The sequence below is a fragment of the Erythrobacter sp. HKB08 genome (assembly GCF_004114695.1).
Lineage (GTDB): Bacteria > Pseudomonadota > Alphaproteobacteria > Sphingomonadales > Sphingomonadaceae > Parerythrobacter_A.
This window is the reverse complement of sequence record NZ_CP035310.1, coordinates 1631462-1654944: the sequence shown is the minus strand read 5'-3', so window position 1 is coordinate 1654944 and position 23483 is coordinate 1631462. Positions and strand designations below refer to the sequence as shown.

Annotated in this window: 21 protein-coding genes and 1 tRNA gene; 5 read left to right on the top strand and 17 right to left on the bottom strand. The window is 64.6% G+C overall.

Annotation, left to right across the window (positions count from 1 at the left end; translation table 11 throughout):
• Window positions 1-4 precede the first annotated feature (4 nt).
• The 7 genes from addA to ahcY form a co-directional block, all read right to left on the bottom strand.
• Window positions 5-3499, bottom strand: coding sequence for a double-strand break repair helicase AddA (addA, locus tag EO245_RS07960; RefSeq protein ID WP_128892420.1), 3495 nt, complete (start codon window positions 3497-3499; stop codon window positions 5-7).
• Window positions 3496-6447, bottom strand: a complete 2952-nt coding sequence (locus EO245_RS07955) for a PD-(D/E)XK nuclease family protein (protein WP_128892419.1) — start codon at window positions 6445-6447, stop codon at window positions 3496-3498. The genes addA and EO245_RS07955 overlap by 4 nt, the downstream gene beginning before the upstream one ends.
• Window positions 6440-7156 (bottom strand): nucleotidyltransferase family protein, encoded by a 717-nt coding sequence (locus EO245_RS07950; RefSeq protein WP_128892418.1) that lies wholly within the window; start codon window positions 7154-7156, stop codon window positions 6440-6442. The genes EO245_RS07955 and EO245_RS07950 overlap by 8 nt, the downstream gene beginning before the upstream one ends.
• Window positions 7153-8142, bottom strand: coding sequence for an aminoglycoside phosphotransferase family protein (locus EO245_RS07945; RefSeq protein WP_128892417.1), 990 nt, complete (start codon window positions 8140-8142; stop codon window positions 7153-7155). Before EO245_RS07945 ends, EO245_RS07950 begins: the two co-directional genes overlap by 4 nt.
• Window positions 8139-8582 carry a tRNA (adenosine(37)-N6)-threonylcarbamoyltransferase complex ATPase subunit type 1 TsaE gene (tsaE, locus tag EO245_RS07940; RefSeq protein ID WP_128892416.1) on the bottom strand — a complete coding sequence of 148 codons (444 nt, stop codon included), beginning with the start codon at window positions 8580-8582 and terminating at the stop codon, window positions 8139-8141. Before tsaE ends, EO245_RS07945 begins: the two co-directional genes overlap by 4 nt.
• The gene (locus EO245_RS07935) at window positions 8579-10912 is read right to left on the bottom strand and encodes a PAS domain-containing sensor histidine kinase (protein WP_128892415.1); all 2334 of its coding nucleotides are present in this window, start codon (window positions 10910-10912) and stop codon (window positions 8579-8581) included. The genes tsaE and EO245_RS07935 overlap by 4 nt, the downstream gene beginning before the upstream one ends.
• Window positions 10913-11047: 135 nt before the next feature.
• Window positions 11048-12460 (bottom strand): adenosylhomocysteinase, encoded by a 1413-nt coding sequence (gene ahcY / locus EO245_RS07930; protein ID WP_234026851.1) that lies wholly within the window; start codon window positions 12458-12460, stop codon window positions 11048-11050.
• A 187-nt stretch (window positions 12461-12647) separates the two neighbouring features.
• Here ahcY and EO245_RS07925 point away from each other — a divergent pair, with 187 nt between their 5' ends.
• Both EO245_RS07925 and EO245_RS07920 read left to right on the top strand, forming a co-directional pair.
• Window positions 12648-13127 (top strand): peroxiredoxin, encoded by a 480-nt coding sequence (locus EO245_RS07925; RefSeq protein ID WP_128892414.1) that lies wholly within the window; start codon window positions 12648-12650, stop codon window positions 13125-13127.
• A gap of 99 nt (window positions 13128-13226) precedes the next feature.
• Window positions 13227-13595, top strand: a complete 369-nt coding sequence (locus EO245_RS07920) for a hypothetical protein (protein WP_128892413.1) — start codon at window positions 13227-13229, stop codon at window positions 13593-13595.
• Window positions 13596-13598: 3 nt separating this feature from the next.
• Here EO245_RS07920 and folE read toward each other — a convergent pair whose 3' ends face one another.
• From folE to EO245_RS07905, 3 genes are read right to left on the bottom strand one after another with little or no spacing between them, the layout of a single operon-like run.
• Window positions 13599-14207, bottom strand: coding sequence for a GTP cyclohydrolase I FolE (gene folE, locus EO245_RS07915; RefSeq protein ID WP_128892412.1), 609 nt, complete (start codon window positions 14205-14207; stop codon window positions 13599-13601).
• Entirely contained in the window at window positions 14204-15733 is a 1530-nt protein-coding gene (locus EO245_RS07910; protein ID WP_128892411.1) for a phospholipase D-like domain-containing protein, read from the bottom strand. The genes folE and EO245_RS07910 overlap by 4 nt, the downstream gene beginning before the upstream one ends.
• Before the next feature lie 21 nt (window positions 15734-15754).
• On the bottom strand, window positions 15755-16246 hold the full coding sequence (locus EO245_RS07905) for a hemerythrin domain-containing protein (RefSeq protein WP_128892410.1): 492 nt from the start codon (window positions 16244-16246) through the stop codon (window positions 15755-15757).
• 107 nt (window positions 16247-16353) lie between these two features.
• Between EO245_RS07905 and EO245_RS07900 the strand changes: the two genes are divergently transcribed.
• On the top strand, window positions 16354-16761 hold the full coding sequence (locus tag EO245_RS07900) for a metallopeptidase family protein (protein ID WP_164931284.1): 408 nt from the start codon (window positions 16354-16356) through the stop codon (window positions 16759-16761).
• Between the two features lie 52 nt (window positions 16762-16813).
• Here EO245_RS07900 and EO245_RS07895 read toward each other — a convergent pair.
• Window positions 16814-16890, bottom strand: a tRNA-Arg gene (locus EO245_RS07895).
• Between the two features lie 45 nt (window positions 16891-16935).
• Complete coding sequence (locus EO245_RS07890) at window positions 16936-17358, bottom strand: (deoxy)nucleoside triphosphate pyrophosphohydrolase (RefSeq protein ID WP_234026850.1); 423 nt, start codon at window positions 17356-17358, stop codon at window positions 16936-16938.
• A gap of 81 nt (window positions 17359-17439) precedes the next feature.
• Between EO245_RS07890 and EO245_RS07885 the strand changes: the two genes are divergently transcribed.
• Complete coding sequence (locus tag EO245_RS07885; RefSeq protein ID WP_234026849.1) at window positions 17440-17631, top strand: Flp family type IVb pilin; 192 nt, start codon at window positions 17440-17442, stop codon at window positions 17629-17631.
• A gap of 115 nt (window positions 17632-17746) precedes the next feature.
• The gene (locus tag EO245_RS07880; RefSeq protein ID WP_128892409.1) at window positions 17747-17923 is read left to right on the top strand and encodes a Flp family type IVb pilin; all 177 of its coding nucleotides are present in this window, start codon (window positions 17747-17749) and stop codon (window positions 17921-17923) included.
• 85 nt (window positions 17924-18008) lie between these two features.
• On the opposite strand, the gene EO245_RS07875 is transcribed toward EO245_RS07880, so the two are convergent.
• The 5 genes from EO245_RS07875 to EO245_RS13385 form a co-directional block, all read right to left on the bottom strand.
• Window positions 18009-19478 (bottom strand): M48 family metalloprotease, encoded by a 1470-nt coding sequence (locus EO245_RS07875; protein WP_128892408.1) that lies wholly within the window; start codon window positions 19476-19478, stop codon window positions 18009-18011.
• A 91-nt stretch (window positions 19479-19569) separates the two neighbouring features.
• The gene (locus tag EO245_RS07870) at window positions 19570-20514 is read right to left on the bottom strand and encodes an acetyl-CoA carboxylase carboxyltransferase subunit alpha (protein ID WP_128892407.1); all 945 of its coding nucleotides are present in this window, start codon (window positions 20512-20514) and stop codon (window positions 19570-19572) included.
• 15 nt (window positions 20515-20529) lie between these two features.
• The gene (locus EO245_RS07865; protein ID WP_128892406.1) at window positions 20530-21402 is read right to left on the bottom strand and encodes a tyrosine recombinase; all 873 of its coding nucleotides are present in this window, start codon (window positions 21400-21402) and stop codon (window positions 20530-20532) included.
• A 13-nt stretch (window positions 21403-21415) separates the two neighbouring features.
• Complete coding sequence (locus tag EO245_RS07860) at window positions 21416-23263, bottom strand: hypothetical protein (RefSeq protein ID WP_128892405.1); 1848 nt, start codon at window positions 23261-23263, stop codon at window positions 21416-21418.
• A complete protein-coding gene (locus EO245_RS13385) occupies window positions 23260-23421 on the bottom strand; it encodes a hypothetical protein (protein WP_164931283.1) in 162 nt (53 codons plus the stop codon). The genes EO245_RS07860 and EO245_RS13385 overlap by 4 nt, the downstream gene beginning before the upstream one ends.
• Window positions 23422-23483 lie beyond the last annotated feature (62 nt).

The window sequence follows — 23483 nt, the reverse complement described above, 5'->3', positions numbered from 1 at the left end:
TCGGTTACTCAACGCTTTCGGGCGGATAGCTTTCCTGCGTTGTGGACAACGCGCCCTTCCCTTCGGCCAGCATGGCGGCGGGAATCGCAATCAATTGCGGGGTTTGCGTGTAGAGAACGGCCGCGCGAACCTCGCGCCCCGGATAGATCCTTTCGAGCGCCGCGGCATAGGCCGCCATCTGGCGGATCGTGGTTTGTGGCACCTCCGCCAGAGTAGACGGAGGGCGCCGTGCGGTCTTGAAATCGACTACGGTGACGCACTTTTCTTCGACGAGCAGGCGGTCGGCGGTCCCTGCCACGACCTGCCCTTCGACCGTCGCCGCAAGCGGAATTTCCGCCAGTGCATCGGGCGCAAAGATCGCGGTGAATTCCGGCGTATCGAGCACCGTCAGCGCGGATTGCAGCATCTCCTCCCGCGCTTCTTCGCCGAGGTCGTCCGCCTGCTTCGCAAGCCATTGCCGCGCCTTCTCCTCGCGATCGGCCGCAGCGACCTGCGGCACACGTTCGAGTAGTGCGTGGATGAGCACACCGCGGCGTGCCGCCTCCTTCGCAATATCGGGAGGCAAAGGCGGGTCGGCCCCTGCATCCTCGCCTGCTGCCGATGGAGCGAGCGGTCGCGGCGGGCGCGGTTCCGGCCCGATGGGACGCGTCGCCCAGTCGGGAAGCTCGGCGGTCACGTCCTCGCGTTCGCTCGGGACGAGGCCCGTGTGTGCTTCCCCGCGCGCACCATGGGTTCTTCGATAGCCCCAGATCGGATCGTCCTCGGGATCGCCGTCGAACAGAGGCTCGAGCCGGGCATGCCAGCTATCGGGCGCCGGAGCCTTTTCCTTGCTCAGCAGCGCGCCGCCGAGGAACAGCGCCTCCTCCGCCCGCGTCATCGCGACGTAGAGGAGGCGCCAATGCTCCTCGCGCTCTTCGGCAGCCGCAGCCGCTTTCGCATCTTCGATCCGCGGTATGCTGTCCCTGGCGCTCAATGCCGGGATGGGGACCGAGCGATCTCCGTCCGGCAGCTCCAGCGGACTTGAGAGCGAGCGGTCGGGATCGCCCACCGCGTCCGCAAGGATCACGATCGGCGCCTGCAGGCCTTTCGAGCCATGTACCGTCATCACGCGCACGAGGCCGCTGCTCTCGCCCGCCTCGCGCTTCAACTCGCCCTCGCCTGCATCGAACCAGCGGATGAAGCCCTGAAGGCTCGGCGTATGCGCGCTGGCGAAGGCTTGCGCGGCATTGAGTAGCTCGTCGATCGGGTCGTTCGCCTCGCCGCCCAATCGCGCGACGAGATTGCGCCGACCCTGCCAAGGCCCGACGAGGATCCAGTGCAGCAATGCCTGCACGGGCTCGAAATCGGCCCGACGCAACAGGTCGCGCAGCCGCTCCGTAGTCGCCATCGCAAAGGGATGCTCGCTCTTGCGGACGTGGTCCCACAGCCGCACGTTCTTTGCGCGGTAGCCATGTTCGAGCAGGTCATCCTGCGACCACCCGCCCAGCGGCGAGACAAGCAGGTTCGCAAGGTTGAGATCGTCGAGCGGCTGGGCGGCGAAACGCAGTGCCGCCATCAGGTCCTGCACGGCGAGCGGCGCGCCGATGCGCAGGCGGTCGACACCGGCCACCGGGATGCCGGCCGCATGAAGCCGCGCGACGATCAGCCCGGCAAGCTCGCGCCGCTTGCGCACAAGGATCATGATGTCGCCCGGCCCGGCATTGCGCTTCTCGCCCTTGAAGAGCGGATAGCCTTCGTCGAGCCAGCACCGGACCTGCTCGGCCAGCTTGTCGGCCATCAGGCGCTCGGGCGGCGATATCCACTGCTGGCGCTCTTCCGGCTCCTCTTCCTCCTCGTCCTCATCCGGGATCATCGAGACCGGCTTCCACAGCACGACCTCGCCTGGCCTGTCGGTAGCGCCTTCGTGCTTCGGCGGGTCTTCCTTGAGCCCGATATTGCGCGGCCCGATGGAAGCTATCGCCTTATCGACGAAATCGAGGATCGGCTGCGAAGTGCGATAGGACCGGTCGAGATCGAGGTCCTGCAATTCGCGCGCGTCGATATTCTCGCGCAGCTGCGCCGCATTCTTCGCGGCCTCGGCCATTTCCTTCTCGAAATAGCGCTTCGCCGCCTCGAAATTCTCCGGGCTGGTCCCCTGGAAGCGGAAGATGGCCTGCTTGTAATCGCCGACGACGAAGACCGTGCGCATCTTGCCGTCGCGCTGGCCCTTCCCGGCGTAGAATTCCTCCGCCAGCTTCTTGATGATGAGCCACTGCGCCGCATTGGTATCCTGCGCCTCGTCGACGAGGATATGGTCGAAGCGCCGGTCGAGCTTGAAGCGGATCCAGTCCGCCATGTCCGCGCGCGAGAGAAGCCCTGCAGCATTGCGGATCAGGTCGTCGAAATCGACGAAGCCTTCGCGTTTCTTCGCCTCGTCCCATTTGAGCGCAAAGCGCCGCCCGATGCGCAGCGCGGGTGCGAGCCACGCAACCAGTTGCAGCGCATTGCGCAGCTCGAACACGGTATCGAGCGAGCGGCTGACCGCCTCGGTATGCGCGATATAACCGGGAGCTTTCTTCTCGATCTGCTCGCCGCGCGATGCGCCGCGATCGGGAGTCTCGAAATCCGCTTTCTTGAAGAAGTCGTTCGACAGGATGTGCAGCGATTCCAGCCGATCCGCCGGCTCCAGGCTGAGCCATGCGTTGATCGAGGCGATCCCCTTGTCCGCCGTCGCCGTCCCCCATGCCTCGAGGTCGGCGATACAGGCACGCAGCGATGCGACGTCGAAGGCCTCGTCCGAACACAGCTGTGCGAGATCGCTCTCGTCCGCATCCGCGGGAATGCCGAGCACCCCGCGCAAGCGAGGCTCGAGATCGTCCTGCCAGCCACCCGCGCCGAACCACAGGTCGCGCGCCTCTCCGCAGCGGAGCATCCATGCCCGCGCCTCGCCCGGACCCATGCGAATGGAGAGGTCGGCGAGCGCATCGAGCATCTCCGTCTCGCCATCGCGCTGCCATTCGACCAGCATGTCGGAAAGCACTTGCTGGGCCAGCACCTCGCGGTCGCGGTCCTCCATCGCGCGCGTGCCGGGGCGCAGGCCTGCTTCTTCGGGGAAAGCGGAGAGGAGCCACTGCGAGAAGGCATGGATCGTATCGATCCGCAGCCCGCCGCCCGGGCAATCGAGCACGCAGGCGAAGAGACCCCGCGCGCGGCTGATCGTTGCCGCATCGTTGCGCGCGCCAATGGCGAGCAGGTCCTTACCGAGCACTTCGTCCGGCATGCGCACCCAGCCTGCGAGCACCTCGCTCACGCGGTTCGCCATTTCCGCCGCGCCCGCCTTGGTGAAAGTCAGGCAGAGGATCTGCGAGGGGTCGACATCCTCCTGCAGCAACAGTCGCAGAACCCGCGCCGACAGCACCTGCGTCTTGCCTGTCCCGGCAGAGGCGGAAAGCCAGACGCTATCGAGCGGTTCGACCGCCGCCGACTGGTTGGGGGAGAGGGGATAGACCTTGCCGCTCATGTCTCGCGCCCCAGCCATTCCTCGAGCCGCATCAGCTGGTCGTAGGTGTTGTAAACCTTGGCATCCGGATTTTCGCGCGCAGTGAACGGCTCGCTACCGAGTATCCATTTATCGAGCGCATCGTGAAGGAAGTACTCTGTTTTCGGCAGGAACTCCTCAGGCTCCATCGACGCGCGATTGCGCCCGTCTTTCACCGGGCTGCTGACATAGCCGAAGCCGGTCGGGCTCTTGCTCGATTTGGCGAGCGACCAGTATTCGAAGCGAAGAGGTGTCCCGGTCAGCGAGCCGAATGCACCATTCTGCGCCATCAGCCCGATGGTACCCAGCTGGAGCGCATAGCCCGCCTCGACTTGCGACCCACTCGGCGGACCGCCGGTCTTGTAGTCGACGATGGCCAGTTCCCCGCCTTCCATCGTGTCGATCCGGTCGACCTTGCCCTCGATGGTGACCCCGCGCACATCCATCTCGCCCCACGCTTCGAACAGTGTGGGCTTGCGGTCGTCGTATTCGCCGATGGTTTGCTCTACCCATTCGAGAGCACGCATCAGGCGCGGCTGCCACAGCGCACGCATCAAGGGGTGCGCATTCATTTCGGCCAGTTCCTCGTCGGCGATCTCGCCCATCGGGCGACCGGTCTTGTGCCACTTCTCGAGGATCGCGTGGGCGGCGATGCCCAGCCACGCTGGCGTCGGCTCGGCATCGAGCGCGTCGAGCTGGGCTAGCCTGAGGATGTTCGACGCATAGAACTGGTACGGATCCGAGCGCAGGCGATCGAGCGCGGTGACGCTGATGTCCTGCTTGCGCTGTTCGGCATTCGGCATGGGTGCCGGCTGCTCGTAGCGGATGGCCTTCGCCGGCTTGTCGAGCGCCCTGGCGAGCTCGACTGCGCGAGTCTCGGCATGGTCGCGCGCCAGCTTCTCGCCGAGCAGCGCCTTCGTCCGCAGCCAGAATCGCGACGGGATGGCCGGGCCTGCCGCATCGCGCTGGGCGCGGCTCAGAACAACTTCCGGCGCGCCCATCAGGCTTGCGAGGTCATGCGCGGCGAGCCCGATACGGAAATCGGCCCCCGGCACGCCAAGCCGTCGCAAGACGGGCGGTGCAAGGACCGGATCAATCGTAGGTGTCGCAGGCCAGCTTCCCTCGTTCAACCCTGCGCAGATCACCAGATCGGCGCGCGTCATGCGCGATTCGAGCAAGCCGTAGATCGCGACGCGCGGATGACCGCCATAGGGAGGGCGCACCGCCTGCATGTCCATCCGCTCGCGCAGCACGACATGGGCATCGTCGACCGGCAGCGAGATCGGTGCACGGCGCGCCTGTAGGCGAAGTTCCTCGACGAAACGCGCGAGATCGCGGCCATCCTCGCGCGACCACAAGGCATCGCCGCATAGCGCCTCGCCCGTCGAAGCGAGAACGTCGAGCAGGTCGGCGAGGTCCGTATCCTCGCCCACTGCAAGCAGCGGCGCGAGGATCGCTTCGACCTCGCTCCACCACTCGCCCTGCCCGGCTTCCGCCGCCATGTCGGCCAGGGGTGCGAGGCCGGGAAACGGCCGCGGCCCGCGCAGTGCCCGCTCCAGCGCGCGAGCGGAACGCAGCCACTCGCGGCGCGGCTCGCCCATGCGGACCAGCGGATGCTGCAGCAACGCCATGAGCGGTACTGGCGCAGCATTTTCGGCGAGGACTTCCGCGACGAGCAACAGGAGCCGCCCGGCAGGCGTCTGGCTGAGCGGCTGGCCGGCGGAATCGTCCGCCTCGACATTCCACCGGCGAAGATGATGCACGATACGGCGCGCAAGCGAGCGATCCGGCGTCACGACCGAAACGCGCTTTTCCGGCTCGTCCAGCGCCTCGCGCACGAGCAGCGCGATCGCCTGCGCCTCCTCTTCCGGATTGGCGGTTTCCATCAGGCGCATGCCCGAGAGGCGGCGTTTGCGCGCTTCGAGACCGACCCAGGCCTTGCTCGCCTCGGGCGGCAGGAAGAGGTTCGAGACGGCATGACTGCGCTCGGGCGGAGCGGCGCCGATGCCCTTGCGATGCCACGGCTGCACTTCCTCGCGGGCAATACCCATACGGTTGAGCAACAGCTTGAGATGGTATTGCGGATGGGTAACGGCATCGCCGCGCTCGAACGGCGCATCGGCCTCCGCACCCGCGCCGCCCAGCTCCTCCCAGGTCGCACCATCCATCGTGAGGTCGAAATCCGGCAGGACGACCGCGCCTTCGGGCAACAGCGAGACGACTTTCAGCAAGCGCGCGAGCGACGGCGACGAACTCGTCACGCCCGCCGCGACGACCGGATTTTGCGGCGGCCTCTCGCGCCAGTGCTTCGCTGCATGGTCGAACAGCCGGTTGCGACGGCTGGCAGTGTCGAGCCGCTCAAGCTCGTCGAGCTCCGCAAGCCAGCGCACCTGCATTCGTGCGAATGTGCGAAGCGATTTCTTCCAGTGGTCCGAAAGGTCGTCGACGAGGTCGAGCACGCGTTCGGACAACAATTCCTCCGGTCCGATGCCTTCGACCAGCAGCCGGTCCATCGTCTGCGCGAGTTCCTGCGCCTGCCGGAACAGCGGCGCGCCGCTCGGAGCATCCTTGCCCAGCTCGTCGCGCAGCAGGTGGGCGAGCCTCAGCCAGCGATAGGTCGGATCGACCGCCGGGGGGATGTCGGCAGCGCCCAGCGGGTCGAGCAGCGGCCCGAGCGCTTCGTCGAGGTCGAGATCGCCGACCGCAATCATGCGCGGCATCAGCATGCCCTCGCGCCCCTCGGCACCGTAATGACGGATCAGCGCTTCCTGCACCGTGCGCATGGCGCGCGAACTCGGCAGCAGCAGCGTCAGCCGTGCAAGGCCGAGCTCCGCATCGGAGTAGCGCGGGACGAGCCCTGCAACCAGTGCATCGGCAAAACCGCGGTGTGCGGCGATGGAATAGACGTTGGGCCTTGCTGCTTCAGACACGCTTGAGCGCGTCCTCGGTCGGCTTGATCGCCTCGGGCGTACCGACTTCGAACCAGTGTCCGGTGAAGGCCGTACCGAACAGCCGTTCTTCTTCCATCGCCCGGTTCCACAGGACGTTGGTCGAGAACTTGCCTTCCGGCGCATCGCGCAGCAGCCGGTGGCTGACGAGCTGGATGCCGGTGTAGATGAACGGCGCAATTCGTCCCGAGCGGCGGCGCGCAAGGCGGCCTGTTGGGTCCATGTGGAAGTCGCCCTTGCCCGCGAAGTTCGCCGCGCGGGCATGCGGGACGAGTAGCAGCAACGCGTCCATCGCGTCCGGGTCCCAACGTGCGGACAGGTCGTGGAAGGCGCTGCGCGGCCCTTCGAGCCAGATATTGTCCGAGTTCAGGCAGAAGAACGGATCGGGCAGGTGCGATTGCGCCTTGATCATCCCGCCGCCGGTTTCGAGCAGCGCATCGCGCTCGTCCGAAATGAGCACGCTTGGCTTCGCCCGCTCGCGGACATGCGCCTCGAGCGCATCGGCGAGGTAGTGGACGTTGACGACAGCCTTGCCGACGCCCGCTTCCGCAAGGCGGTCGAGCGTGTGGTCGATCAGCGGCTTCCCACCGACGCGGACAAGTGGCTTCGGCTGGGTCGCTGTCAGCGGACGCATCCGCTTGCCGAGGCCGGCCGCCATGACCATCGCGGTGTCGGAAACGAGGCCGCTCACCGGATTTCACCGCCGAAAGTGTCGCGGATGTTCTGCGGGATGTTCGCCTCGAACCAGCGTGCGACGGGCCCGAGTGCCGGATGGGCAAGATCCCGCTCCATCGCTTCCCATACGCGCGGGATCATCGCGAGATAGCGCTGCTTGCCGTCGCGCTTGGCGAGCCGGGTGAAGATGCCGACTATCTTGGCATTGCGCTGCGCACCGAGCCGCGCATAGTCCGCTTCGAATTCGTCGGGTGCATTGGCCTTGGCCAGATAGCGGTCGAGCATGCTGCGTTCGAGGCCGAGCGACACGTCGCGCCGCGCATCCTGCAGCAGCGAGACGATATCGTAGGCCGCATGACCGACCAGCGCGTCCTGGAAATCGATCAGCCCCTGCTCGCCGCGTCCGTCCGAGGACGGATCGAGCAGCATGATGTTTTCCGCATGGTAATCGCGCAGAACGGTCACCCCGGGCCGCTGGCGGTCGAGTAGCGGCGCAAGCGCCTCCTGCCATGCAGCGTCGAAAGCGGCCGTATCGACGTCGAGCTTCATGTGCGGGCAGTACCACTCGGTCAGCAGCTGCACTTCGCGCATGTAAGTCGGCATGTCGTAGGGCGCGAATTCGCCCGGAGGCTGGTCGTGCAGGCGGACGAGCGCGTCGATCGCCTCTGCATAGGCGGGTTCTTCGCCCTGCGGGTTCTCGTCGAGCCAGTCGCGCATCCGGTCGTTGCCGAAATCCTCGGTAAGCACCCAGCCTTCGCCCGGCGCTTCGGCGTAAAGCTCGGGTGCCCGCTGGCCGTGCTGCTGGAGATAGCGCGCCACGTCGATGAACGGCTTCGGGTCCTCGTGCGGCGGAGGCGCATGCATGAGCATCGCTTTGCGTTCGCCGTCGCGGATGCGGAAATAGCGGCGGAACGACGCATCGCCCGGAATGGGTTCGATTTCCGCCCCGCCCCAGCCGGCGGAAGCGAGAAAGGATTCAAGACCTTCGGGCAAATCGCTCATGGCCAGCGCGATACCCAATCAGCCCCCGGCTCGACAATCGCAATCCGACCCTTCTCCGCAAATTCCAGCGTGACGGAGAGGCAGCCTGCCTCATGGCAGAAGCCGCCCGCCTTGTCGGGCCACTCGGCGAGCAGCGCGGCGCCATCACGGTAATCGTCGAGGCCGATCTCTTCCGCCTCGTCTGGCGTTTCGAGACGGTAGAAGTCGGCATGGACGACCGGCAGGCTAACCGCCGGCGGGTCGTAGGTTTCGATAATGGTGAAGGTCGGAGACGGCACTTCGCCTTCGAGCCCGAGATGCCGCAGGATCGCGCGTGCAAGCGTCGTCTTTCCGGTCCCGAGCGTGCCCTGAAGCGCGACGACATCGCCGGGACGCAGACGCCGGGCGATTTTCGCCGCGAGCGCGTCCATCGCTTCGAGATCGGGCAGTTCGATACTCACGGCAGGGTGATGACCGCAGAGGTTCCCTCGCCCCGGCGCGACATGATTTCGAGCGTACCGCCATGCGCCTCGACCAGCTGGCGCGCGAGCGGGATGCCGAGGCCCTGCCGCTTGTCGCCACCTGCCGGGGGCAGCTTGCCCATCGCGCTTGCGAGTTCGTCCTTGGTCATGCCGCGACCGTTGTCGGACACGACGATCCGTGTCTGCCCGTCCTTCTTCGACAGGTCGACGAGGATCTTGCCGCCCTTCTGGGTCGCGGCGATGGCATTGTCGAGCAGGTGGCCGAGCGCGCGGCCAAGCTGGCGGCGGTCGGCCTCGATCCGCCCGCTAGCCTTGCTGCCGCGCAGGTCGAGGCTAAGGCCTCCTCCGACAATCGCCTCTTCACGCGAGCGGACCGTTTCGGTGACGAAGGGCATCAGCTCGAATTTTTCCTTAGCGAGCGGAAGCAGGCCTGCCTCGCTCTGCGACAGGTCGAGCACGTTCTCGACCTGCTCGGTCAGGCGCGCGACGGATTCGATGATCGCCTGGATATATTCGCCCGCCTGCTCGCTCATGTCGCCCGCAGCGCCGCTCTGAAGCAGTTCCGCGAAGCCGCCGATCGAGGTGAGCGGCGTGCGGAATTCGTAGGACATGTTGGCGAGGAAGCGGGTCTTCACCGCATCCGCCTCTTCCAGAGCCACCGCGCGTTCGCGCAGCGCGGTTTCGGCCTGCTCGTTCGCAGTCACGTCGAGCACGGTCAGCAGGCTGTTTCCATCCGGAAGCGGCACGCCGGCGAATTCGAGCGTGCGTCCGTCGGCGAGCGCGATCCGCCCGGCCTTCTCGCGCCGGTCGAGCGTGGCGGAGCGGATGACCTCGCCAATGCCCTTGGCTTGCTTCGACTTTGCGAGATTGGGCGCGATTGCCTCGAGAAGGTCTTCTGCCGAAGGATGCGCGTCGAGCATTTCCGGCTCGAGCCCCCAGGTTCCTGCGAAACTGCGGTTCCACAATTGCAAGTGCCCATCGGGCGCGAACACCGCGAGCGCTTCGAACAGGCTGTCGAATGTCGCCGTCCGCGTGCGGAGCAGCGTGTCGCGCGTGGCGGAAAGGGCGAGCTGCTCGGTCTGGTCCTCCGCAATGAGCACCAGCCCGCCATCCGGCAATGGCTGGGCAACAATGCGCAGGTGAGTGCCGTCGGACAGCGGCCAGCGCTCTTCCTGTGCTTCGCCGCTTGCGAACCACTGGACATGCTCTTCGCGCCAAGCGGGGAAGTCGCGCACTTCCGGCGTCGTTCCGTTCTCGCGCGCGTCGTTGAGGAAGCGCGCGAAGTCGAGGCCCTGCGCGACCGAGCCGCTGTGCAACTTGAACGTCCGGCGGAACGGCTGGTTGGCGAAGACCAGGCGGTGCTTCGCATCGAACTGTCCGACGCCGACGGACAGCTGGTCGAGCATCGAGCGCTGCGCTTCGCGAAAAGCGCGGAATTCGCGCGCCTGCTCTTCCATTTCCTCGATATCGACGGCGTATCCGGCGACGCCCTCCTTGCCGAGCGGCAGGTCGCTGACCTTGAGCGAACGGCGCTGGCCGCCGATCGTGGCGGTGACGATGCGCTCGATCGGCATATCCTGTTCGGCTGCCTGCTGCGCGATCTGCGCCGCGTCGAGCCCGTCGACCTTCTCGATCAGCTCGATCTGTTCCTCGACGACCTGGTCGGCATTGGCCCCGGCTACCGCGTCGACATAGGCCTGGTTGACCAGCCTGATCTTCGCATCCGGCCCACGGAACCACATGGGCAGCGGGGCGGCTTCGATCAGGCCGACGAGCGCGGCGAAGTCGCCTCTGGCCCGCGCCGCATCTTCGCGCAGCTTGGAAAGCTCGTTCTGGCTCTCGCTGAAATCGAACACCCAGACGAGCGCTGCACCGCCTGGCGAAATCTGCGAATCAGCGAGCGCGCCCTTCATTGCGAGCGTGCGGTCCGAACCGGGCACGTTGAGCGCCATCTGGAAGGGAGCGGCGGTCTTCTGCGCGCGCTGTACCTTGTCGGTCAGTTCGGCGAGCTGCTTGGTCGACAGGCCGACACCGGGGCCGCCGTTGAGTTCGGACAGGTAGCGCGGCAACTTGTCCATGCCGAGCCAGCCCGCCAGCCGGTCGGAGGCTTCGATCCGCCCGTCGGCTCGCACCAACAGCGGGATCGCCGGTGCCTCGTCGATCATGCGGGCCATGCGGCGTGCGGCCTTGCGGCTACCCTCGGCACGCGAAGACTTGGCACCGGCTGAAATCATCAGCCACGCGGCTCCCACCGTCCATGCGGCGAGGAGCAGGCCGATCAGAGCAAGTGCAGTGGGCGAGAATTCCATCAACTGTCAGCTATGCGCGCGCCGCACCGGATGCAACGCCATCGAACAAAGAATGCCACTTAAATCGCAGGCAAAACGACGAAGCGCCGCACCCGTCTTCACGGATACGGCGCTTCGCATGAATTGGCTCGCGGATCAGTAGCGGTAGTGATCCGGCTTGAACGGGCCTTCCTTGGGCACGCCGATGTAGTCGGCCTGCTTCTGGCTGAGCTGCGTCAGCATCACGCCGAGCTTGTCGAGGTGCAGCGCGGCGACCTTCTCGTCGAGGTGCTTCGGAAGGACGTAGACGTCGTTGTCGTATTCGTCCGACTTGGTGAACAGCTCGATCTGGGCCAGCGTCTGGTTGGTGAAGCTGGAGCTCATCACGAAGCTCGGGTGGCCGGTAGCGCAGCCGAGGTTCACGAGGCGGCCCTTCGCAAGGATGAGGATCGACTTGCCGTCCGGGAAGGTGACGAGGTCGGTGCCTTCCTTAATTTCCTTCCAGTCGTAATTGTCGAGCGCGGAAATCTGGATCTCGCTATCGAAGTGGCCGATGTTGCACACGATGGCCATGTTCTTCATCGCCTTCATGTGTTCGGCGGTGATGACGTCCTCGTTGCCGGTCGCGGTGACGAAAATGTCGGCGCGCTTCACGGCCTCTTCCATCGTCACGACTTCATAGCCGTCCATTGCGGCCTGCAGCGCGCAGATCGGATCGATTTCGGTGACCATGACGCGGGCGCCGCCGTCACGCAGCGAAGCGGCCGAGCCCTTGCCGACGTCGCCATAGCCGGCGACGCAGGCGACCTTGCCGGCCAGCATGACATCGGTCGCACGGCGGATCGCGTCGACCAGCGATTCCTTGCAGCCGTAGAGGTTGTCGAACTTCGACTTGGTCACGCTGTCGTTGACGTTGATCGCCGGGAACGGGAGCTTGCCCTGCTTCGAGATCTGGTAGAGGCGCATGACGCCCGTGGTGGTCTCTTCCGAGACACCCTTGATGGCCTCGACCGACTTGGTGAGGTAGCCCGGCTTCTTGGCGATGAACGCCTTGAGCGCGCGCTGCATTTCGATTTCCTCGGCATTCTGCGGCTCGGGCATGGTCTCGCCCGCTTCGAGGCGTGCACCCCACAGCGCGAACATGGTGGCATCGCCGCCGTCGTCGAGGATCATGTTGGCGGTAAGATCCGGATCGGCCTCGCTCGACCAGTCGAAGATACGGCCGACATAATCCCAGTAATCCGCAAGGCTCTCGCCCTTGATCGCGAAAACCGGGATGCCCTGGTCGGCGATGGCGGCCGCGGCGTGATCCTGCGTCGAGAAGATGTTGCAGGTCGCCCAGCGCACTTCCGCGCCGAGTGCAACGAGCGTTTCGATCAGGACTGCGGTCTGGATCGTCATGTGCAGCGAGCCGGTGATGCGCGCGCCCTTGAGCGGCTGTGCAGCGCCATATTCCTCGCGCAGCGCCATCAGGCCCGGCATTTCGGTTTCTGCGATCGAAATCTCGTCACGGCCGTACTGGGCGAGCGAGATATCCTTGATGATGTAGTCCTGCTTGGCGTCTGCCACGGATTTTCTCCTGATTTCGGCAAGGAATTCGGCACCGCGCAGGGTGCCGCGAGATTGCCAGCGCATGTAGCGAGCGCCCCGCCCCGAGGCAAATATAAAGCGATCTTTATATGTCTTGTTGTTGCCGTGTCCGGCCACACGCCTATATCGGGCGCAGACGGACGGGATCACGAAAGGAAATTACACGATGGCAATTTCGGTTGGCGACAAGCTTCCAGACGTAAAGCTGGTCAAGGCGACGCCCGAAGGCCCTGAACAGGTGCAGTCGAGCGATTACTTCAAGGGCCGCACGGTTGCCCTGTTCTCGGTTCCGGGTGCCTTCACCCCGACCTGCTCGGCGCGCCACCTGCCCGGCTATGTCGAAAAGGCCGACGAACTGAAGTCGAAGGGCGTCGACGAGATCGCCTGTACGGCGGTCAACGATGCCTTCGTCATGGGCGCGTGGAAATCGGCCAACGATGCCGATGCGGTCACCATGCTCGCGGACGGCAATGGCGATTTCGCGGAGGCCGTCGGCCTCACCATGGACGGTTCGGGCTTCGGCATGGGCAAGCGCGGCCAGCGCTACTCGATGATCGTCGAAGATGGCGTGGTGAAGGAACTCAACGTCGAGGCACCGGGAGATTTCTCGGTCTCGAGCGCGGAGCACATGCTCGGCCAGCTCTGAAGAATTGGGGGGCGTCGCAGTTGCGGCGCCCTTTCTTCATTCGGGACAAGTCCAGAGGCGGACTTTGCCCGTTAGCCGCGATTGGCTAATCCTGCGGTGATGGCGACAACGCGCAAGACCACGACCAAGGCTAAGACGACGCGCAAGAAGGCGGCGACTTCGACGCCTGCCAAGAAGCGCAAGACCGCGACGCGCAAGAAAGCCGCTCCCAAGAAAGAGGAACCGGCCGAAACGCCCTACGGCGTGCTGGTTGGCTGGGCAACCGACGACCTTGGCTCGCGCCTGAGACTGCGGATGCAGAGCACCCGCTCCACCCCGAAATCGCCCGACGATATCGAGGAGTATCACTACTATCTCGACAAGGACCAGGCGGTCCTGTTGGCGAATTTCCTCTTCCGCGTGTCGGGCCACACCGCGCCGAAGCCGGCGAAGCCCGAATGGCTCAGGAAGCTGCTCGGCGAACGCTAGGGCTCAGTAGCCCATCAGGCTCAGCACTTCCTTGCGGCTGCGCTGGTCCTTCAGGAATGTCCCCATCATCTGCGAGGTGACCATCGAAACGCCCGGCGTACGGACGCCGCGTGCGGTCATGCATGCGTGCGAGGCGTCGATCACCACCGCCACGCCCTTCGGATCGAGGTGATCCCAGATGCACTGCGCAACTTCGGCCGTGAGGCGCTCCTGGATCTGGAGCCGCCTCGCATAGCCGTGGAGCACGCGGGCGAGTTTCGAGATGCCTACAACCCGGTTGCGCGGCAGGTAGGCGATCGCGGCCTTGCCGATGATCGGAGCCATGTGGTGTTCGCAGTGGCTCTGGAACGGAATGTCCTTGAGCAGGACGATCTCGTCGTAGCCGCCCACTTCCTCGAATACGCGACTCAGGTGAACTGCCGGATCCTCGGTGTAGCCGACGCAATATTCCTTCCACGCGCGAGCGACGCGCTTGGGCGTATCGACGAGGCCTTCGCGTGAAGGATCGTCCCCCGCCCATTCGATGAGCGTGCGGATCGCGTCCTGCACGTTTTCCGGAACCGGAGGCTTCCCGCGCGGATCGTCTTCGTCGGGACCGACCAGGCTGCTCATGTGACCTTTTCCTTAATCTTCTTCTTGGCGCGACGCAGGCTGGTGTCCCTAGGGAAAAGTCCGCCGTCCGCAAAGGGCTCGAACATATCGTCGGGATGTTCTGGGTCGAGAAGTTCGGATTCTGCAAGGTTCTCCTGGACGGCATTGGTGTCTTCGAGATCGAAACGGCGAAGGGTCCGCGAACGGTCGGTCCCGATCTGCTGGATCATGCGGTGCATCGACCCATAGCGCGAGAGAAGCCCCGGCACTTCTTCGGGATCGAGACCGCAGTGCTCTGCCAGCAAGTCGTGACGCAAGCGGGCGATAGGCGTTTTGGCATGCTCGTTCCCGGGACGGCTGGCGTCGATGAACATGTCGCATTCGCTGTCGAGGCCCATCGAACGATTGTTCATATTGGCCGAGCCGATGCGCATGATGCGATCGTCGATGATCATGATCTTCGCATGGACGTAGATCGGCGTCTCGCCAGTGTAGGGCACGTAGAGATTGAACTGGCCGTGCGGATCGACCTCGCCGATGGCCTTGACCAGCTGCGCTCGCGCATTGTCCATCGCCTGCTGTTCCAGCCAGCCTTCCGCATTCTTGGGGTGGACGATCAGAACCTCGGGCGGATTCGGCTCGGACATTCGCTTGCAGATTGCATCGGCGATCTTGCGGGAAGCGAAATACTGGCTCTCCGCGTAGATATATTCCTTCGCTTCGCTGATCTGCTTCACGAAGAGATCCGCGATTTCGCAGATTTGCGGAGCCTCCTTGTATTTCGCCCGTGTGCGCGCGATGCCGATTTCGACGTCCTCGAACTGCGCTTCGAGATCTTCGGGCCATGCGGAGCCCTCGACTTCGCCGACCGGTGTCAGAGGCTTGCCGCCGGCGCGTTCCCAGCGATCGCGACCGAGTTCGCCGAGCGCGGAGGCGACCTCGCCCTCGACCATCATCGTCGCGTCGTGCCACGGGTCGTAATAGCTGCCGCGAGGCCGCTTGCGGCGCGGATCGTCTTCCTTGTGTTCGCGCGTGTCCCAGCGGTGGGTCGTCATGTCGATCCCGCCGCAGACCGCGACATGGTCGTCGATTACCACGATTTTCTGGTGATGGCTGCAAGCGACCGGATGTGCCGTATCGAACTTGAAGTCGATCCGGCGCCGCGGTGCCCAGCGCATCAGATCGAGCGTCATCGACCCGCGGGTGAAGAACTTGAGAAACCCGTAGCTCCATTTGAGAATACGGATTTCAAGCTCGGGCCGATGCCGGTTGAGCCATAGGATGAAGCTGCCGAGCCGCGCCGGGTATTCCTTCGAACGGCCGCGCTGCCACCAGCGCCTCCCCTTGTCGAGGTGGATGCGGGTGTCGAAATCCCACCCGATCAGAAGAATGCGCTTCTTCGCCTGCAGCATCGCCTGCTGCATGTTGCGAAAATAATTCTCGGCATCGACGATGACCGTCGCCCGCCTGGCCTTGGCAAAACGCCAGACACCGGGCTCGACCGACGAATCGTCGAACCCGGTGTCCTTGTTGTCGATTGCGCTCATGCGTGCCCCCTCCGCATCAGGCTACTCCTTGGCGTCTTCCATCTTTTCGGGAGTGACCTCGGCCTCTTCCTTTTCCTCTTCCTTCCGGCGCTCGAACACCTTCTTCATGTGCTGCTCGTCTTCGTCGGTGAGGTGCTCGGCGAAGTCGGGGAAGTGGTCTTCCTCTTCCTCTTCGATGTGATGACGGTAGCGGTGCTCGAAGTCCTTGAACTTCTGCAGCCAAGCGCCCGACGACATGTCGGTCGCCGCGAGGTCGTTGAGCATCTCGTCGATCTCGTGATGCTCGGCCACCGAGTGACGCGTCTCGTCGGTCGTGTCGGGCTTGCGGAGCATGGTCGAATAGAGCGCCTGCTCTTCCGCCGCAGCGTGGCTCTTCAGTTCCTTGGTCAGCTCGGTGAAGAGACGATTGCGTTCATCGCTGTCGCCATGCGTTTCGGAAATCTTGTCGAGAAGCTCACGGTGCGTGTCGTGATCTTCCTTCAAACGGGCAAAGATAGCTTCGGCCTGTGCCATGTGGGGGCTCCTTGGAATGTGAGGTCTTTCCCTCTCAACCGAATGAGCGGTTTGGAGTTCCAACGGAAAAGCTTGGAAGGCCCGCGGCACGGCCCCATATTCGCGCAATGCTGCGTTTCCTACGCCAGACACCGACCACGCAGGACATGGAGCGCATTGCGCGCGACACTATCGAAACCCTGCCTGGCGCCTTTCGCGTGCATCTCGAAGATGTCGTCCTGCAGATCCGCGAATTTGCCACGCTGGAGCAATTGCAGGCTGTCGGCATTGCCAGCCGCTGGCACCTGACCGGCCTTTATGAAGGCAGGCCGATCAACGAACAGTCGAGCTGGGATTCGGGCGACCTGCCCCCGGTCATCTCGCTCTTCCGCCAACCCCTGATCCGAGAATGGCGCGAAACCGGGGTCGAGTTCGATGCCCTGATTCGCCACGTCGTGATCCACGAGGCGGGTCATCATTTTGGCTTTTCGGACGAGGAGATGCACGCTCTCGAAGACGAGGCGGACTGGGACTGAAAAAACAGCAGCCCAAACCAAAAGAGGCCACCCCTGTCGGGATGGCCTCATTTGGCGCGCCAGGAAGGATTCGAACCTCCGACCGCCTGATTCGTAGTCAGGTACTCTATCCAGCTGAGCTACTGGCGCGCTTGGAGGGCGCCATCTAGGCGGGCATTCCGGGCTTGGCAAGCCCTATCGCGCGAAAGTTTTTTCAAGCTGCGCAGTCAGGGCCTGATCGAGTGGTGGCATAGGTAGCATCCCCGCTTTAGAGGGTTCGAACCAGCCGACCGCCCCGCCCTCCAAGGCTGCCGGCTCACCGTCCCAGGACGTCGCTTTGTAAAGCAGTATGACAATCGGCCTATCGCTCGATCCCGGCTGATCCTGGACGAAAGCGAGCGGATGCAAATGAGCCGGATCGATTGCGATTCCCAGCTCCTCTTCCAGCTCGCGAACCAGCGAAAACGGCGGAAACTCACCGGGTTCGACCTTCCCCCCGGGAAATTCCCAAAGGCCCGCATGATGCTTGCCCTCAGGCCGCTGGTGCATGAGCCAGCGGCCCTCTGCATCCTCCAGCAGTCCGGCAACGACCAGCATCCATGTCGGGATATTTTCCATCTGCGCAGTTCCTCTCAACCCTTTCTTAACTGGTTGGATCGATAAGCCACATCGTCAGTCAAGAATTGATGGGGTGAACCGATGAAAATGCCGCTTCTGCTTAAGCAGCTCGCTCGCGACACGCAGGGCGGTACGGCCATCGAGTACGGGCTGATTGCATCATTGATCGTCATCGCTTCGATCGGTGCTTTCGAGGCAGTAGCCGACGAAAATACCGGTCTGTGGGGCACGGTGTCGAACAAGGTGCAGGAGGGAATGGGAGCCGTTCAATAAATCTTAGGCATGCTCGCTTAGGTTTTTGTCAATTTCTCCATTCTATCCCGACATTCACTCTTCTCGATCTGACCAGGGGAAGAGCGGGTAACGAAGACCAACTAGGAGACTGAAAATGACCTTCTTCAAGAATCTCGTCCGTGACGAACAGGGTGCAACCGCTATCGAATACGGCCTGATCGCTGCACTGATCGCTGTTGCTGCCATCACCGCGATGCAGGGCCTCGGCGGTGAACTCAAGACCACCTTCTCGACCGTTTCGACGAAGATGGGTGAATCGAACACCGTCTAATAGACGTTCGATCAAACGCATACGGAAGGCGGCGGGAGCAATCCCGCCGCCTTTTGTTTTGCCTGAATGAAATTCGCGCGGGGGATCAGCTCCCCCGGACGACGATCTTCACCTTCTGGCCCGGGGTCAGCGAATCGCCCGTGCCGAGCGAGTTGAGAACGCGGAAGCGCTCCACCTTGCCGCTGTCATAAGCCATCCGGTTAGCAAGCGACTGGATCGTGTCGCCCGAACGAACGGTCACAATGTCGATTCGGCGCGGAATGATCGCGCTGGCCTCGGCCTGTGAGATGCGGCGCATCGAATTGAACATCGGCGAAAACGTGCCCGAGCGGCCGGCCTGGCTGATCGTTGCGAAGTGATAGGCCCGGTCGTTCGAGAATTCGTAGGCGAACACGACGACATCGACCTGGCTGCTGCCGTTGTTGACGCGCGCAGTGCCATAGGCGGCCGGAATGCCGTTCACGGTCGTACGCTCGATCGAAGCCGGCGCAAGCGTCTGCTGCTGACCGCCCAAAGCCTGGAAAACCGAGCGGATATAGCTGTCGAGATTGCCGTTGTACGGCCCGAGGCTGAACTGCGCCTTCCCGCTTTGTCCGTTGATCGAGACGGCGCGCGTGCCGTTCACCATGTAAAAGCCCTGCGGGACGGTGAAAGCGAGACGAAGCTCGGGGTGGATGAAGGATTGGCCCTCGACCACGCCCTGTGCCGGATCGTCACCGTAGGTAATCCCGTCGATTCGCGTGAGGAAGGTATCGCGGTTTAACGTACCCGTGCCGGCACCGGCCTTGGCGAGCGCGGTTTGTACACGGCTCTGCGGATCGGGGTGGGTCGACGCCCATTCCGGCAAGCGCGCGTCCTGGCGACCCTGCAGCTGTGCATCGAGCGAGTTCTGCGCGGCGAGGCTTTGCAGCACCGTGCCCATTGCGCGCGGATCGTAGCCGGCGCGGTTGAGATATTCGATCCCGAGTTCGTCGGCCTCAAGCTCCTGGCTGCGCGAGAAGCTGAGCGTCAGCAATTGCGAACCCTGCAGGAAGCCGCGCGAGAGCGTTTCGCCGATACCGCTGTCTCCAAGCAGGATCGAGCTGCCGATCGCACCGAGCACGCCGAGGATCGAGTTGCGCTGCGCCGCCTGCTGCCTGCGCTGCGAGTGCCGCGCGGCGACGTGGCCGACTTCATGGCCGAGGACGGCGGCGAGTTCGGCCTCGTTGTCCATCAGCGCGACAAGCTGGCGCGTGGTGTAAACATAGCCGCCCGGCACCGCGAAAGCGTTGTTTACCGGGCTGTTGAGCAGCGAAACGGTAAAGTCCTCGCGCGCATTTCCGAGGCCCGACTGGACCGCGATGTTCTTGCCGACCTGCTCGACATAGGCGGCCGAGGGTCCCTGGTAGGTACCGCCGAATTCCTGGAGCAGTTGCGGGTGGAACTCCGCCCCCTGCGCCGCTTCCTGATCGGTAATCGGGGCCGACGCATCGGGAATCGGCCCGCCCATGCACCCGGCCAGGGTGAGAGCAGCCAACCCGGTCGTTGCCAGCGCAGCTTTTTTCAGCGGTTTCATCGCGGTATCCTCCAATTGGCCGCGCCCCGGATGGGAACGGCGTTTTGGAAGCTTAACATCCGAGCAGGTCGGAAAGTTCCGCGAGTGAGGCTCAGGCCCCGATCTGGAGGAAGCGTTCCTCGCGCATCTCGCGCAGCGCTTCGCTCGACAGGTCGCCGAGAGCATCGAGCTCTTCGCCGAGAACCTTGCCCAGCGTTTCTGCCGCACCGCGCGGATCGCGATGTGCGCCGCCCACCGGTTCCGGCACGATGCGATCGATTACGCCCAGCCCTTTCAGGTGCTGGGCGGTAACTTTCATCGCTTCGGCTGCGTCGGCAGCCTTTTCGGCCGTGCGCCACAGGATCGAGGCGCAGCCTTCGGGCGAAATGACCGAATAGATCGCGTGCTCGAACATCAGTACCCGCTCTGCGCTGGCAAGCGCGACTGCGCCGCCCGAGCCACCCTCGCCGACGATCGTCGCGACCATCGGGACGGGAAGTGCGAGACACGCCTCGGTCGCGCGTGCAATTGCTTCCGCCTGCCCGCGTTCCTCTGCTTCGACGCCCGGGAACGCGCCCGAGGTATCGACCAGCGTGACGACCGGGATGCCGAATCGTCCGGCGAGTTCCATCAGGCGGATCGCCTTGCGATAGCCCTCCGGCTTGCCCATGCCGAAATTGTGCCGGATGCGGCTTTCGGTGTCGTTGCCCTTTTCATGGCCGATCAACATGACGCGGCGACCATTGAGGCGCGCGAAACCGCCGAGGATCGCCTGGTCGTTACCATAGGTGCGATCGCCGCCAAGCGGCATGAAGTCATCGAAGATATATTCCACGAAATCGCGGAAGTGCGGGCGCGACGGATGCCGGGCAACCTGCGTCTTCTGCCACGGAGTAAGCGAGGCATAGGTGCTGGTCAGCAGGTCCGCGCTTTTCTGCTCGAGCCGGCGCAGCTCCTTCGAGATATCGACGTCGTCGCCCTCGGCTGCGGCGCGCAATTCGGCAATTCGGTTCTCGAGCTGCGCAACCGGCTTCTCGAATTCGAGATAGGAAATCATGACGCTCCGCTAGTCCTATGTGCCGCGCTCTGCAAGCGGGTGGCGCTCATTCACCAGCGCCACGAGCCGCGCGCTATCCACATGCGTATAGATCTGGGTGGTCGCAATGTCGGCGTGCCCGAGGAGCGTTTGCAGCACCCTGAGGTCGGCCCCGCCCTCCAGCAGATGCGTCGCGAAGGCATGGCGCAGGACGTGGGGGCTGACTTTTTCCGGGGCCAATCCGGCGCGCGCCGCCAGCTCCTTGAGTATCTGGTAGAGCCGGATGCGCGTCAGGTGCGACTTGCGCGAAGGGAAAAGGAAGCGCGATTCCCCGTCACGCAGCGATACCCAGCGGTCGAGCGCCGCCCGCGCCCGCTTGCTGACGGGCACCATGCGCGCCTGCCCGCCCTTCCCCATGACCGTCAAGAACGGCGCATCTCGCGGAACGGCTGAAATCGGCAACGAGACGAGCTCGGTCGCCCGCAGGCCCGAACCGTAGAGCATTTCGAGCAATGCAAGCTGGCGGACGGCCAGGGTGCGGTCTGACTGGGCCTCCGCCTCCGCCTGCTCGAACAGGCGCTCGATCTCTGCATGGCCGAGGATTTTCGGCAAGGGACGCCGCGCGGGAGGACGCGGAAGCGTGTGGCTCGGATCGTCCTTGCGCAGCCTTTCATCGACGCAGAACCCATAAAACTGCCGAAGCGCCGAGGACTTGCGTGCGACCGTCGAAGGCGCGAGGTCCGCCCAGGCCTTCCCGAGACGCGAGAGATCGGCAGGTGAGGCAGCCGACAGGTCGCCGACGACTTCCTCCGCCCCTTCGAGGTCGCGGCGATAGGCGGCGAGCGTGTTGGCGGCAGCACCGCGTTCTGCGGCGAGCATTGCGAGGAAATCTTCGACCGGCGCGCTCATGCCACGCGCCCGCTCAGCCGCGTGCGACCGCTTCTGCCGCGATCATCCGCGCTTCCGCCGAAAGACCGACCCGGTTGAGGGCGGAGACGATGTGATAGAGGTGGCGCGGGGTCATCTTGTCCCAGCTGCTGCCCTGCATCCCGACACCGGCGAGATAGGCGACCAGGACCGGATTGTTCACCTCGGCCGAACTCTCGATCAGCTGCGCCCAGCGCGACCCTGCCGTGAGCGACATTCCAAGATCGGTGGCAAGCTCCGACTGCACGGACGGGCTCACTCGCCCTAGCCCCGCGAGCCCCGCGAGCAGGAACTGCGACTTGCGCGCCTCGGCGCTGTCGTCATCGTCGATGAACTGCCTGATCTGCGCTTCGCTGACCTCTCCGCCCTCACCCGGCCGGGCAAGCGCGATCTGCGCCCAGGCGAGCGAGCCGTCGGCGACGACCGGTTCCCAGCGCATCGCATTGCGGTCGAGACCGGCCGTGAGCATGGAAGCGATCAGGTCGCCGGCGTCGTCTTTAAGGTCCGAACTCGGCTGGATGCGCGCCGCAGCATAGGCCGTCAGCACGAAGCGACCGAACGGATCGGCGCCGCCCGCATCCCAGATGTCGCGGATAGCCGCCGCTCGCGCAGCCGGGTCGTCGGCGACATATGCATCGCGCAGGCGCGCTGCCGAGGCACGGGATGCACCATCGACGCCTTCTTGCGCGTAGATCTGGCTGTAGAGGTCGACCATCGCGCGCGAGGAAAGGATGCCTTCCTGCGCTGCACTATCCGCGCCGGAAGCGCGCTGTTCGAGGGTCAGGAAGCCGTTGGTGGCCGACACCCGGCGGTAATAGGGCCCTGCATCGGAGAGGAGGCCGTCCGGAATCGGTTCGCCCACTGCCGAGGCCAGCGCGAAGCGCCACGGCGTCAGGCCTTCGACATCGTCCCATTCGATATTGACCGCCCTGCCCGACGAGCTCGCTCCGCCAGCGAAACGCTGGGCGAGGAGGATATCGATCCGCTCGATGCCTTCATCCGGCGCAACCCGCGACAGAACCGAGTTCGAGCGCGCGCCCTGCCCTGCATAAGCGAAGCAAATGCCCTGGAGCATGCGCCACTGCGGGTCCTCGCGAACGCCGCCGCGGATCTGCACGACCGGGCAGGCGCCGGTGATGTCACCGGTGCCGATATAGGCGTCGATCGCCGCATTGGTCAGCGCGTCGTTCCAGTTGCCGGTGTCGACATCCTGCACGAGGCTGCGGGCGACGCCGAATTCGCCGATCCGGGTCAAAGTCGCAGCTCGCAGCGCGGCAAACTCGACCGGGCTCATACCCTGCGGCGCTTCAAGACGGCTGGCGAGCGCACGACGCAGCAGGATGTGCCCCCAGCGCGACACGACCGGCCCGCGCATGCCGCCGAGAGCCGCACGAACGATCGATGCGGGCTGCTCGTCGAGCGCGCCGACCGCGAAACCGCCTTCCTGCGCGGCGATCACACCGACACGCTCCATCGAGCGACGGGCGGCAGGCGGAATGTCGTAGCGCGGCTTCAGGCCGAGCAGTTCGTCGAGTTCATCGCCTTCGAGGTCCTCGAGTTCGGCGATCGAAGGAAAACCGGCCGGCAGCGGCGGCAGCGGGCCTTCCGCTCCGGCATCGGGAATCGGCTGGACGACCTCGCCCGATACGCCCGGTGCCGGTGTCGCCGGCTGCGCGGGGGTTGCGGGCTGGCTGGCAGTCGGACGCGGTGCAGGTGCGGGCGACGGAGCCGGTGCCGGATCGTCGAAACCGGGTGGCAGGAGCGATTCCGGCTGCTCGGTCGCCGAAGCCAAGGCAGAGGATACGGCCAGCGCCGCAGCGCCGATGAAAAGGATACGCTTCACAGCACGCCCTCCGGCAGTTCGACCGGTTGGGTAATATCGCGCAGCGGTTCCTCGCCGCCATCGATCCATGCCGCGACCACGACCAGCGCGGTGCCGATTGCGACGATCGTTGCGATGCGTTTTGCGGAAGGCGTTCCGGATATGCGGTTTCCGGGCATGGGTGGTCTTTATCCGGTCCAATTCAACGTGAGTTGCGCCTCGCCTAGCCCATCTATAGGCG